Origin of the sequence: Sphingobacterium sp. UBA2480, from assembly GCF_002341965.1 — a bacterium.
GTDB lineage: Bacteria > Bacteroidota > Bacteroidia > Sphingobacteriales > Sphingobacteriaceae > Sphingobacterium > Sphingobacterium multivorum.
In genome coordinates, this window is record NZ_DDPA01000010.1 from 99,052 (window position 1) to 111,690 (window position 12,639).

Below are 12,639 nucleotides of genomic sequence, written 5' to 3' on the forward strand. Positions count from 1 at the left end.
ATACCTTAAAACTTAAAAATAAAATGAAAAACAATGCAATTAAACTCCTGATGATCTCTTTGGTTATGGTTTCTTGTAGCAAAAGTGAAGACGTCGCTAACAGTGTTAACTTACATTTCAACAATACATTTAAAAATGCAACAATTGTGCTGGGTAGTGCAGATTCCCCAGCTGCCACGACAAATACATCCGCCAGCGGACAACTGTATCAGTTTTCTGAGCTAAAGTATGTAATTAGCAATATCAGACTTATTAAAGCCGATGGGTCTGAGATCCCTTATAATGTAAATGACCTGGATAAAGGGGCTACAGTAATTGATCAGGCGAAAGCAGCAACTTTAAATTATGTACTGAGTAATATACCTGTTGGCGAGTATAAACAGATCAAATTCGGTTTGGGGGTAAAACAGGAAATAAATACTCTGGATCAACTGAGATTCCCAGTTTTCTATGCAACAGCAGGAGCAAATGATACTAAAATGCATTGGGAATGGGGGACAGGTTACCGATTTACGAAATTGGAGGGCTTTTATGGTGTTGATCATAAAGAGTTGTCTATTCACACAGGGAGTACGGTCAACGGTACAAACGGCGATGAATCCACTTATAAACAGGGCGTAGATGCTTACCGGGACATTACGTTGAATTTACCTTCCATAGTTACTGTTGGAAAAAGTATACCACAGATTAACATCAGGGCAGATTTCGATAAGCTCCTAAGCGGTAAAACGAATACCATCACCTTGGGGGCCAATAATGCTACACCTAGTATTCATTCAGCAGTGGAAATGGTGAAGTTTGTTGATAATCTTGGCGGCAACGGAAGCAGCGATACAGCAGGGATGTTCACTGTTGAAGGTGTTTCTAACTAAATATGATATAAATGGCTATGATCTGGAATGCGATTGTAGCCATTTATGGAAAATACATTAGGCATAAAAGCGAACGGATGCTTTCTGCATTAGACTCTTGTTTGCATTTTGAATATTCATCAACCCTTGATAAAATTAATAGGATGAAAAAAGTCATCTTAATCCTGACCATTATAGTGATTGCTTTATCCTGTAGTAGGGATGATATTGTTGGTTCTAAGCTGGAAGATAACCCTATAGTCACTTTCAATATTCCTGCGGATTTTCCGAATCTAAATAATGCGTTTAAGAGCAATAAGCCAACAAAATATGGTGTTGAATTGGGGGAAAAGCTGTTTCATGAGAAAAGATTCAGTGGAAATAATACGATATCATGTGCCAGTTGCCATAACCCCGCATTTGCTTTTTCCGATGGAAAAATGCAGGCGGTAGGGATAGATGATCGTGTTGGATTTCGGAATACGCCGCCTTTGCAGAATTTGGCTTTTATGAAATTTTATAATTGGGATGGCAATATACTCGAACTGGAAAAGCAACCTTTAGTTCCAATTATCACGCATGAAGAGATGAACTCTTCTATCTTGGAGGTTATCGGCAAAATTAAAGGGGATTTTGACTACAAAGTATTGTTCAAGAAGGCCTTTGGCGATGAGAATGTTACACCTGAACGAATTTATAAAAGCATTGGACAATATGAGTATACTCTAATTTCAGCCGACAGTAAATATGACAAGGTAAAACGAGGTGAAGGAGAGCAATTCACTATCGAGGAAGAACGGGGGTATCAGCTGTTTAAATTGAAATGTGAAAGCTGCCATGCATCAGAACTATTTACCGATCAGAGTTTTAGAAATGTCGGGTTTCCTTTAAACAAACATCCAGATGAGGCCGGGCGAGCACGTATCACAGGTATCGAAACAGATTATATGGCTTTTCGGGTACCGTCTTTACGAAATGCCGAATACACAGCGCCCTATGGAAGTTTTGGGCAGTTTCCAACGTTGAAATCTGTGCTGGATTATTTCGACAAGGGTGTTTTGGATGCAGCTAACCTTGATCCGATTTTGAAAGAAAATGGAAAAAGAATTCCTATGACAGAAGAAGAAAAGGAAGCGATCATCGCTTTTATTAAAACATTAAGTGATCCGAAATTTGTAGGCAAATAATGCTGATTTACGAATAGAAGAGATCAACCAATTGCTTTGCTTCCTTTACATCATGTACGCGGAGAATTTGTACACCTCTTTCGAGAAGTAGCGTATTTAAAGCAGTGGTGCCGTTTAAAGCTTCCTGGGCGGTGATTCCGATTTTTTTATAAATCATGGATTTACGGGATATTCCGCCCAAAATTGGTAATTCAAAGTAATGAAGTTCATTGACACGATAGAGTAACTCATAGTTTTGTTCCACTGTCTTTGCAAAACCAAATCCCGGATCAAGAATAATATCTTTCACCCCCATACTTCTTAGCGTCGCAATGCGGTCACCTAAAAAGGTGGCTACGTCAGTTACAATATCGTTGTAATCGGTTTTTTCCTGCATATTTTCGGGAATACCGCGCATATGCATGAGAATATACGGAACCTGATATTTTGCTACCGTGGCGAACATGTTATCGTCGAGCGTACCTCCCGACACATCATTTATGATGTGCACTCCCGCATCGATTGCAGCAGCAGCAACATCAGCTCTAAACGTATCGATCGACAAAATAGCATCAGGAAACGCTGCTTTAATCGCCCGAATAGCAGGAAGAGCTCGATCCATTTCCTCCTGTGATGAGATCAATGGAGCACCTGGACGTGAGGAATAGGCGCCAATATCAAGAATTTGAGCACCTTCAAGCAATAGCTTCTTGGCTTTCTCTACCGCAAGTTCGACGGTTGTATTGTCGCCACCATCATAAAACGAATCTGGAGTCACATTGAGTATCCCCATAATAATGGGCTTTTCGAAGGTCATTAAGGTACCATCGACCAGTATGGAATGACAGGGTGAGGGGTGGAATCTTTTCATCAGAACAATGCTAGGCGTGGTGAAAGACGGTCTTATTTGACAACCAAAACGCCGTCGGCAATAATGCTAATATCTTTTTTAGGTTGAGTAATCTGATCTATTTCAGCCTGTGATTTACCCAGATCCTTTGCCGCATGTTGTAACGACGCTACAGAAACTTCTTTTTTCTTCGCAATACCCTCGACAACAACCGTTTTACCGACAATGTCTGCTGGCATGAAGAAACCATAGTCCTTAAAACGAACGGTAATAGGCTCTTCACCTTCCCGTTGCAACGTCATGAAACAGCCTTTTTTCTTACATACCTCAACGACCTTACCGGCTACCTTTCCGTTGAATGCGTTCTTTTGCGTAAGTTCTTTTTCAAGCTTTGCTACTGAAATCGCATTGGACGCAGAGATTTCTTTCCCATATTTTACACCAGGTTTGGCGCCGGGAATATCCTTTTGCTGTGCCAAAGATATATTGGTAACAGCAAAGGCTAATGCAAAAAATAAAACGATCTTTTTCATGCTATTTTCTAATAAATTCAAATTTACCACTAGGGTCCAGCTTCATGACAGTAGATGATTTCCCATCTGTTGTTACGTTTCTGTCATAGGTAACAATATAGTCTACCCCATCCTTGATGGCATCCGATATTTCGTCAAAATCTTTTGCCGTTGGCTCACCACTGATATTTGCCGAAGTTGAAATGATCGGTTTGCGAAACCGTTGCAAAAGCTGTTCACAAAAAGGGTGTTTGACAATTCGAATGCCAATTGAACCGTCCTCAGCAATTGCATTGGGCGCAAGATTTTTGGCATTCGAATAGACAATTGTCAAGGGTTTTTCTGTATATTCAATAAGTTGATAAGCCACATCCGGGATTTCATTTACATAACTCGCTAATTGATTGTCGTTGTGTAAAAGGACGATCAGACTTTTGGATTTATCTCTTCCTTTTAGTTGGAAAACTTTCTCCACGGCTTCTGGATTGGTGGCATCACAGCCTATCCCCCAAATGGTGTCGGTGGGGTATAGAATTAATCCGCCGTTTTTTAACGTCTCCAAGGCCTTATTCAAATCCTCACGATCTACGAATGCACTCATCTTATCTTTATACTAGTTTTAACTTTATACAGCTACATTATGATCACGTAGTGCGTCATTTAATGAAGTCTTTTTGTCTGTAGACTCTTTACGTTGACCAATGATCAAAGCGCAAGGAACTTGGTATTCCCCCGCTGCAAATTTCTTGGTGTAAGAACCCGGAATAACAACAGAGCGGGCAGGTACATAACCTTTATATTCTACAGGTTCAGGTCCCGTAACGTCGATAATTTTTGTTGAGGCTGTCAATACAACATTGGCACCTAATACAGCCTCTTTTTCTACACGAATGCCTTCTACTACGATCGCTCTTGAACCGATAAAAACATTGTCCTCAATAATAACCGGGGCTGCTTGTACCGGCTCCAATACACCTCCAATTCCGACGCCGCCACTTAAGTGTACATGTTTCCCAATTTGCGCACAAGAGCCAACAGTTGCCCAGGTATCCACCATGGTACCTTCGTCTACATAAGCACCGATATTAACGTAAGAAGGCATCATAATCACTCCTTTAGCCAAATATGCACCTAAACGAGCGGAAGCTCCAGGTACAACACGTACACCTGTGTGCTTGTAGTCTGTTTTTAATTTCATTTTATCATGAAACACAAAAGGACCTGCAGTCATTTCGCGCATATCATTGATTGGAAAATATAAGATGACCGCTTTTTTTATCCAATCATTTACATGCCATCTTGTACCGATCATCTCAGCCACACGGATTTCACCGCTATCCAACTTCATGATAACAGCGCGGATCGCTTCTGTATATTCTTTATACTCCAATAATTGTCTATCTTCCCAAGCTTCCTCAATCAATTTTTTAAGTGGCTCTACCATATTATTTGTTTGCTTATTTGAATTAGTTTATTTTGATGTACAAACTTAGATAAAGTTGCAGTTAAAAGCAACTTTATCCATGGCTCCTTGTGCTTTAAGCATATATTTATAACGGAAATATGTTAATTTACCTGGAAGGGGCCCCGATAGTTTCTGAATATAATTATTTTTGTAAATATGGCTGGAACATCAGAAAAATTGAGAATTGATAAATATTTGTGGTCAATTCGCTTATTTAAGACAAGAACCTTGGCAACAGAGGCCTGTAAGGCTGGACGAGTAAAACTCAAAGGCCAAAATATAAAACCCTCTTATGAAGTTAAGATCGGAGATGTATACCATATCCAAAAGGGAATTGAAAAAAAAGTGGTGCAGGTGACAGGTCTTTTAGACCGTCGTGTTGACGCCAAGACTGCTGTTCAATTCTACGAAGATCAGACGCCTGTAGAAGAAACGGTAGGGTTTAAATCCGTATTTCATGCTCCTGTCCTAAAACGCGATCGCGGTACAGGGCGTCCTACGAAAAAAGACCGTCGTGAGATAGATGATTTACAATCTTCAGAATGGTGGGAGAAAGAAGATGAATAAGCTCAAGATAAGTGCTGTGATAATTGCGGGAGCCCTGTTGGCTATCTCCTGTAAGTCGTATAAAAAATCTGTAAACGTGACAGAGGGCGGATTTGTTTTGGCGATCCATGGTGGAGCGGGGACGATCTTGAAAAAGAATATGACAGATTCGATGGAACAAGCTTATCGGATTGTCTTAGAGCAAGCACTTCGTATAGGCTACCAAAAGTTGCAAGAAGGTAAATCCAGTTTGGATGCCGTCGAATCGGCTATCCATGTGATGGAAGACTCACCTTTGTTTAATGCAGGGAAAGGAGCGGTTTTTACACATGACGGACGCAACGAGCTGGATGCCTCGATCATGGATGGTAAATCCTTGGCTGCGGGCGCAGTTGCAGGAGTGACGACGATCAAAAATCCAATCTCAGCAGCAAAAGCGGTGATGGAACAGTCTGAGCATGTTATGATGGTGGGGAAAGGTGCCGAAGAATTTGCAAGAAAAGTGGGGCTAACCATCGTAGATCCTTCTTATTTTTGGACTAAAGCACGTTGGGATGCTTTGCAGAAAGTGAACAGGGAGGACAGTACGCAAACACAACTAGATCACGATCAAAAACAAAGCTCACGTTTAGGAATCATCAATAAGGATGCTAAATTTGGTACAGTTGGTTGTGTTGCTTTGGATAAAGCAGGTAACCTGGCCGCCGGTACATCTACAGGAGGGATGACAAACAAGAAGTTTGGACGTGTCGGAGATTCGCCAATTATTGGTGCTGGAACGTATGCGAACAATAATACCTGTGCTGTTTCCTGTACTGGATGGGGAGAATATTATATCCGAGCCGTGGCTGCATATTCGGTGTCTGCTTTAATGGAATACAAAGGTGAGTATGTTGATAAGGCGAGTCAGCAAGTGATCGATCGGATTGGTGAAATGGGCGGTAATGGCGGCATGATAGCGCTGGATAAAAATGGACATGTTGCTATGCCTTTTAATACTGCCGGGATGTACCGGGGTACCGTGACCAAAGACGGTAAGATAACAGTAGAAATTTATAAATAGCCAGCACAGCTGTTTTCATCATCATAATATATCCCAAGGGATCAATATAACATATTAACCCCTTGGGATAAATTTTGTTAACTAATTTTTTATTGAACAGCGATTATGGCCTATACTATTAAATTGCCGTCAGGTATTGTTCAATCTCATCAAATTGGATATCGCCATGGGAAGCATCATATAGACTTTCTTTTCCTTCAACAATCAGTATCTGAGGAGATTGATGTGTTACATTCCAACGTTGGGCAATCTCATTTGATAATGGACGGTAGCGCAAAAGATCTAAAAGATAGATTGCATAATCATGGTCTGAAGTAGCAGACATACGCTCAAGACTGCGCTTAGCCATATTGCTGATACCACAAGTCGTGCTATGTTTAAAGATGGCTGCAACTTTATCGGATTGATAAAGCTCCTGTAACTGTTCCTCTGTATTTAATTCTATCCAGTTAATCATATTATAGTTCTGTAAATTTTTTCTGTTCTACTTGTACAAAAGACGAAATAGCGGAGAATATACAACTCTTTTGGTCATTGCTTGTCGAATTGAAGAAACTAGGTAAACGTATACCATCGCCAATCTCCTTATATTTGCTCACTTCATAAGTGTTTTTTTCGCCCTTATCTGTGTATTCGTAACGTACAATCTCACCGGTATTTTGATCAATGTAAAGCAAACCATCCATCTTTGAGCCGAAGATAGGGCCAGATGAGCTGATAGTTGCGATAGTTAATTTTTGTCCACCACTAAAGCTTTCCTTTTGGCTTTTCAGCTGCACATTCTTCTGTCCGATCAAGGTGGGTAAAAGTAGTAGATTGAGATCCGAAAATAGCTGGTTTTTAATTGACTTTTTTAGCTCTGGCCCATCTCCAGCTATATTCCCTCCAATAAAGAGTTTATCGGCCCCTGGATTCTTAAAATTAAACAGATAGGTCACCTGATCTGTGCCGCTATAGCCGTCAAATCGACATGCTCCGGTGCTGCGATTGAACAAGAATTTTCGCTCTTCTTTTGACAATTGGTCGGAGATGGTATTTCCCTTTGCTGAGAATGCCAAATATTGCAAAGAATCCCATTTTTCCTGGCCACCAATACTTTGCCAAATCTGCTTGTTTAGACTATCGTCTTGCGCCACTAGATCCAGCTGACAGAATAACGTCAGCATAACGACCAAGAGTACATTCGATAATGTTTTCATAATCCTATTTTTTTAAGAAACAATCATCAAGTAAGCCGTATCAAAATTGATCGGGATAAACTTCATCATTGCGTCATTGTCTATAAAACTATCGATTGTTGTACATCTGATTTACAATACAATCAAAACAATTCAATAACAATTTATTCCAGTGAAAAAATAAAAATCGATTAATAAGATAACTGAATATGTTATTAATCGATTTGTCCAAAATATAAGTAACTGAGTAATAAGCTGTGCTCAGTAATACTTTTCATCATTGAATGGTAGGCAAAATTAATACCAAACTAGAATTTTTTGGCAATATGGGCCATTTGTATTGCTGTAATAGCAGCTTCTTCGCCTTTGTTGCCATGTTTTCCACCAGCACGATCCAATGCTTGCTGAAGGTTATCAGTAGTTAATACACCAAAAATGGCTGGTTTATTGTATTTGAGCCCTACATTGGCAATGCCATTTGCAACTGCATCGCAGATAAAATCAAAGTGTCTCGTCTCACCCTGAATGACGCAGCCTAAACAAATAACAGCATCAAAATTCTGGTTTCTGAACACAAGATCTGCTCCCGAAATTAATTCGAAACTTCCAGGAACCTCGATGACTTGGATATTTTTTTCTTGAGCGCCATGCTTCTCTAAGCCTGTAATTGCACCATTCAATAATGCACCTGTGATTTCTGCATTCCATTGTGCAACAACGATTGCAAATTTGAATGGACTTGCATCCGCAACCTGAATATGCGAAAAGTCGGATAAATTTTTAATGCTACTTGCCATAATAGGAACAAAGATAGTGATTTTAGATGGTCACAAAAAAAGAGGCTATCAAATAGCCTCTTTTTAGTATATTTTTATAATTATTCTATTATAAATGTGCTTGTACACGGCCTAATAAACCATCAATTGTTGAAGCTTCTTGGCTTTCCGGAAAATCTGTTTTAATCTTCTTGTAAGCTGTCTCTGCACTTTTGTAGTCATTTTGGGCTTCATATACAAGTCCTAGTTTTTTCAAAAAGAGTGGAGTTGTATACGAGTTGCTTGATTTTTCAGAAGCCTGCTTATAGTAGTCTGCAGCTTTTTTGTAGTCTTTTAATTCTGAATAAGCATCACCTGTTAAACCAATTACGAGTGGATCTAGAATTTGACTTCCTGTCGGAGCATATTTTTCAAGCGCTTTTGCAGCTTCATCGAATTTACCTTGACGCAAATACAAACCTCCTAAATATGCGTTTGCAATATTTGCGGATTTTGTATTGGAATATTCGTCCGCAATTTGTTTAAATCCAAGAAATGCACCATCGCCCATGATTGCTTTACTTTGTAACGAATCAATTGTAGCAAGCTGTTCTGCTTTGTACATACGATTCGAAGCTTCTTCTGCTCTTGGATCTAGATAAAGCTTTTGATATCCAAAATAAAGTAAGATCAATACAACGATACCACCTAAAATGAACACGACACTTTTTTGGTTATCTTGAAAAAAAGATCCTTTTGAAGGTTTGAAACCTTGATTTGTATTATTTGTGTTTTTAGACATTACTAATCAGTAAAATATGGATTGCAAAAATACACTTTTCGAGCAAATTTGCAAGTGTTTTGCAAATTTTAACGTGAATTAACTTTGGTTTTCCGACTCATTCGATAGTTCAATTTCCTTATCTAGCTGTTCGTAGATGGAGTTTTTACTTTTGAATTCAGGTACAATAATTTTCATTTGATAGACAACTTCGTTTTTGTTCTGCGTCGCTAAACGCTGTTGCAATTCTCCGATTTTCATACACACCCTATCATAATTATTTTCTCTGACTTTGGCGATCATGATTTTCTCGTGGTGCGTCGGTAAGGTATTCTCTAAATCATTTAGTAATTCCTCATATAGTTTTTCACCAGGCCTTAATCCCGTGAATTTTATTTCAATATCTTCATTCGGTTTAAATCCCGAAAGGCGAATCATTTTTTTAGCTAGCTCTACTATTTTTACAGATTTACCCATATCAAAGACAAAAATTTCGCCACCTTGTCCCATTGTTCCAGCTTCAAGGACTAGTCGGCATGCTTCGGGAATGGTCATAAAATACCGTGTAATTTCTGGATGAGTAACGGTTACAGGGCCACCTTTTTGAATCTGGTCCCTGAATCGGGGGATAACAGATCCATTGGAGCCTAAGACATTGCCAAAGCGTGTTGTTATAAATTTGGTGTGAACACTTGCCCCCAATGTATTTTCCAAATGATTGTTTAACGATTGTACATAGATTTCTGCGATACGTTTTGTCGCCCCCATGATATTCGTGGGATTTACAGCTTTATCGGTAGAGACAAAGACAAATTTTTCAACCTGAAATTCTACGGCTAAATCCGCCAAATTCTTTGTTCCCATAACATTGGTCTGTACCGCTTCCAAAGGATGGTTTTCCATCATTGGCACATGTTTGTATGCTGCCGCATGATAAACATAGTGCGGCTTGAACGTGTCAAAAAGCAATTGCATCCTTTTTGTACTTCGGACGTCTGCTATATAAGTATGATAGACTTGATTTGGGAATTCATCTTGAAGGTCAAGCTGGAGATTATGTAAGGGGGACTCTGCTTGGTCACAAAGAATAATCATCTGGGGCTCGTATCTTCCCAATTGGGTTGCAATTTCACTTCCGATAGAACCGGCTGCTCCAGTAACAAGGATTCTTTTGCCCTTCGTCTGGCTTAAGATGTGGTCGTCGTTAATCTTGATCGGCTCCCTTTCCAACAAATCTTCAATTTTTATTTTCTGAATCTGATTGGGGTTAAGGTCGCCATTCATGATCTTTTTAACGGGCGGAAGTGTTAAAATATTGACGTTTTTTTCGAGCGCGACATCTGTTATTTCATTTTTGCGGTCCGAAGGGATGTTGTGTGACGCGATGATGACCTCTTCAATATTTAGTGTGTTGATGAGGTGGCTAAACTTTTGAGAAGAGTAAATTTTGGTCCCATCAATTACTTTGTTGATTTTTTGATCATTATCATCCAAGAATCCTACAATAGCATTTTTGGAACGTACATCATGGTCTAAGGTTCTTTTTACAGCAATCCCCAAATCACCAGCTCCGTAGATCAGTGTTTTTTTTCTGGAACCGTTGACTTTTTTGGTGTATAGAAAGAAAATCTTAATAATTGTCCTATATACAGTTAAAATAAGAAAGGAGAATAGGGCAAAGAAGATAATGAGTGCCGTTGGAATGTTGCGCTCGATTTCATTTGCTTGGATAACTAGTTTTATAACGAGGAGAACAAACACACTGAATGTTATCGTTGATAATATACGTATGGAATCGATGGCGCTTGTGTAACGCACGATCCCAGTATACATTTTAAAGAGATAGAACGACAAAGAACATACACCGATAAATAAAATGTAACGAATGCTAAAATCAATATCGAGTAAAAAATCGAAATTAAAATCATAATAAATGACATTTGCGAGGAGATAAGCGACGGATACACTAAAGATGTCCAATAAAAAAATGATCCACCGTGGCACTATATTGACTTTACTGAGCATGGTATTATATCTGATTAATTTAAAACAAATGTAGATAAATTTGTTTCATTCCAAAGCTGTGCCAAACCAAATTTATCTTCGTTTGATAAGATTGATTATTTATTGTAATTTTAGCTAACGATCAATTTTACAAGATGAATGAGTTAGGAAAGCTTGCGAGTCAGGCTATGATTTCTCCAAAAGAGATGCTGTTTGAGAAGAAAAAGAATGCAAAAAGTTTATTTATTGGCATTCCAAAAGAAATCTCGCTTCAGGAAAAGCGAATTTGCCTGACACCATTAGCGGTTGCATTATTGGTAGAAAATGGGCACGAAGTAATCATTGAGACGGGAGCAGGAGCAGGAGCCAATTTTTTGGATCACCATTATAGTGAGCAGGGAGCCCGTATTGTATCTTCAAGAGAAGAAGTGTACCAAGCGGATCTGATCATCAAGGTTGGCAGCCCTGTAATTAGTGAAGTCAAGCTGATGAAAGAAAGACAGCTTTTATTATCTTCTCAGCAACCTTCACTTATGAACTTGGATGTCTTAAAGGCATTAATGCATAAAAAAATTACCGCAATTTCTTACGAATATTTAAGAGATGAGGGCGGTTGCCTAGCTGTGGTTCGTGCTATGAGTGAAATCGTAGGGGCGACGGCAACTTTAATTGCTGGAGAGTATCTGAGCAATGCATTTGGAGGCAAGGGACTGATGCTCGGCGGCGTTACCGGGGTAGCCTCGACCGAAGTTGTTATTATCGGCGCAGGGACCGTTGGTGAACAAGCTGCTCGGACGGCTTTAGCGCTAGGAGCAGAGGTAAAAGTATTTGATAATTCGATTTATAAACTTAGACGCCTACAAAATAACCTGGGTAGTCGTGTGTTCACATCTGTTATACAACCTATTATTTTAAACAAAGCCGTGATCAGTTCAGACGTTGTTATCGGTGCTTTACGAGCGCTTAATGGACGTTCCGCTTGCGTGATTTCGGAAGAGACCGTTTCTAAAATGAAACCCAATTCCGTTATTATAGATGTAAGCATTGATCAAGGGGGCAATTTTGAAACTTCGGAGGTGACCTCTCACGATAAACCTGTCTTTCGGAAATTTGATGTTATTCACTATTGTGTTCCTAATATAGCGTCTCGGGTAGCGCGAACAGCCACCTATGCCATGAGCAATATCTTCACTTCGATTTTACTCGATTTTGCTGAACTCGGGGGATTGAAAAATGCCATTTGGAAGAACCCTGGTATTCGAAGTTCCATTTATTTGTATCAAGGTAATCTGACGAATATAGATATGGCCTCCAGGTTTAATATGACAGCAAAGGATTTAGATTTATTAGTCGTCTCTTCGTTATAAATTCTAAGCGTATCCAGCTGCTTCTTGATCTACTCCATGCAGATGTTGCATGTAAAATGGAAGGATATTTCTAGTAAATATAATTTTGCGATCTTTTTTAA

Annotated in this window: 14 protein-coding genes; 5 read left to right on the forward strand and 9 right to left on the reverse strand. The window is 39.3% G+C overall.

Annotation, left to right across the window (positions count from 1 at the left end):
• The first annotated feature begins 23 nt into the window (after positions 1 to 23).
• Positions 24 to 872, forward strand: coding sequence for an MbnP family protein (locus B3600_RS24305; RefSeq protein ID WP_286754756.1), 849 nt, complete (start codon positions 24 to 26; stop codon positions 870 to 872).
• A 143-nt stretch (positions 873 to 1,015) separates the two neighbouring features.
• Entirely contained in the window at positions 1,016 to 2,038 is a 1,023-nt protein-coding gene (locus tag B3600_RS24310) for a cytochrome-c peroxidase (RefSeq protein WP_286754757.1), read from the forward strand.
• Between the two features lie 7 nt (positions 2,039 to 2,045).
• Here the strand turns inward: B3600_RS24310 and folP are convergent, their stop codons facing one another.
• Genes folP through B3600_RS24330 form a run of 4 tightly spaced genes read right to left on the reverse strand, consistent with a single transcriptional unit; the run spans position 2,046 to position 4,823 of the window.
• Positions 2,046 to 2,888 (reverse strand): dihydropteroate synthase, encoded by an 843-nt coding sequence (gene folP, locus B3600_RS24315; protein WP_286754758.1) that lies wholly within the window; start codon positions 2,886 to 2,888, stop codon positions 2,046 to 2,048.
• A 32-nt stretch (positions 2,889 to 2,920) separates the two neighbouring features.
• Entirely contained in the window at positions 2,921 to 3,400 is a 480-nt protein-coding gene (locus tag B3600_RS24320) for a DUF4920 domain-containing protein (protein WP_070561720.1), read from the reverse strand.
• Between the two features lies 1 nt (position 3,401).
• A complete protein-coding gene (locus B3600_RS24325; RefSeq protein ID WP_070561718.1) occupies positions 3,402 to 3,980 on the reverse strand; it encodes an L-threonylcarbamoyladenylate synthase in 579 nt (192 codons plus the stop codon).
• A gap of 24 nt (positions 3,981 to 4,004) precedes the next feature.
• A complete protein-coding gene (locus B3600_RS24330; RefSeq protein ID WP_070561716.1) occupies positions 4,005 to 4,823 on the reverse strand; it encodes a 2,3,4,5-tetrahydropyridine-2,6-dicarboxylate N-succinyltransferase in 819 nt (272 codons plus the stop codon).
• 177 nt (positions 4,824 to 5,000) lie between these two features.
• On the opposite strand from B3600_RS24330, the gene B3600_RS24335 reads away from it, so the two are divergent.
• Positions 5,001 to 5,411 (forward strand): RNA-binding S4 domain-containing protein, encoded by a 411-nt coding sequence (locus B3600_RS24335; RefSeq protein WP_070561714.1) that lies wholly within the window; start codon positions 5,001 to 5,003, stop codon positions 5,409 to 5,411.
• Positions 5,404 to 6,453, forward strand: coding sequence for an isoaspartyl peptidase/L-asparaginase family protein (locus B3600_RS24340; protein WP_286754759.1), 1,050 nt, complete (start codon positions 5,404 to 5,406; stop codon positions 6,451 to 6,453). Before B3600_RS24335 ends, B3600_RS24340 begins: the two co-directional genes overlap by 8 nt.
• 118 nt (positions 6,454 to 6,571) lie before the next feature.
• On the opposite strand, the gene ytxJ is transcribed toward B3600_RS24340, so the two are convergent.
• From ytxJ to B3600_RS24365, 5 genes are all read right to left on the reverse strand, one after another.
• Positions 6,572 to 6,910 carry a bacillithiol system redox-active protein YtxJ gene (gene ytxJ / locus B3600_RS24345; protein WP_197084070.1) on the reverse strand — a complete coding sequence of 113 codons (339 nt, stop codon included), beginning with the start codon at positions 6,908 to 6,910 and terminating at the stop codon, positions 6,572 to 6,574.
• Position 6,911: 1 nt separating this feature from the next.
• On the reverse strand, positions 6,912 to 7,652 hold the full coding sequence (locus tag B3600_RS24350) for a hypothetical protein (protein ID WP_286754760.1): 741 nt from the start codon (positions 7,650 to 7,652) through the stop codon (positions 6,912 to 6,914).
• 287 nt (positions 7,653 to 7,939) lie between these two features.
• Positions 7,940 to 8,428, reverse strand: coding sequence for a 6,7-dimethyl-8-ribityllumazine synthase (ribH, locus tag B3600_RS24355; RefSeq protein ID WP_070561710.1), 489 nt, complete (start codon positions 8,426 to 8,428; stop codon positions 7,940 to 7,942).
• 88 nt (positions 8,429 to 8,516) lie between these two features.
• Positions 8,517 to 9,188 (reverse strand): tetratricopeptide repeat protein, encoded by a 672-nt coding sequence (locus B3600_RS24360; RefSeq protein WP_046674761.1) that lies wholly within the window; start codon positions 9,186 to 9,188, stop codon positions 8,517 to 8,519.
• A 78-nt stretch (positions 9,189 to 9,266) separates the two neighbouring features.
• The gene (locus tag B3600_RS24365) at positions 9,267 to 11,192 is read right to left on the reverse strand and encodes a polysaccharide biosynthesis protein (protein WP_070561708.1); all 1,926 of its coding nucleotides are present in this window, start codon (positions 11,190 to 11,192) and stop codon (positions 9,267 to 9,269) included.
• Between the two features lie 134 nt (positions 11,193 to 11,326).
• Here B3600_RS24365 and B3600_RS24370 point away from each other — a divergent pair, with 134 nt between their 5' ends.
• Positions 11,327 to 12,538: an alanine dehydrogenase gene (locus tag B3600_RS24370; RefSeq protein ID WP_112373985.1), complete on the forward strand. Its 1,212-nt coding sequence runs from the start codon at positions 11,327 to 11,329 to the stop codon at positions 12,536 to 12,538.
• Positions 12,539 to 12,639: the final 101 nt, after the last annotated feature.